This window comes from Rhizobium sp. IY2, assembly GCF_047532935.1.
GTDB classification, from domain to species: domain Bacteria; phylum Pseudomonadota; class Alphaproteobacteria; order Rhizobiales; family Rhizobiaceae; genus Rhizobium; species Rhizobium anhuiense.
In genome coordinates, this window is sequence record NZ_JBLKNU010000061.1 from 1 (window position 1) to 223 (window position 223).

Below are 223 nucleotides of genomic sequence, written 5' to 3' on the forward strand. Positions count from 1 at the left end.
GGAGACCTGGGCGACATCGAGCAGGGCAGCCACCCGCGGCAGCACATTCTTGCCGACCGACGTCGCAGCCGAGAGGATCGTGTCATAGCTGCCGGCCAGCGAGACGATCAGCTCGGCCAGCGGTTCGGCCAGATTGTTGGCCAGCGCATCGCTTTCGGCCAGCAGCACCTTGGAGACGCCGGCAAGCTTGGCAGCCGCATCGGCAGCCGGCTTGGCAGCTTTG

Annotated in this window: 1 pseudogene; it reads right to left on the minus strand. The window is 66.8% G+C overall.

Annotated features, from left to right (window positions below):
- Positions 1-223: pseudogene (locus tag ACMUVN_RS33390) on the minus strand (electron transfer flavoprotein subunit alpha/FixB family protein); the annotation flags it as partial.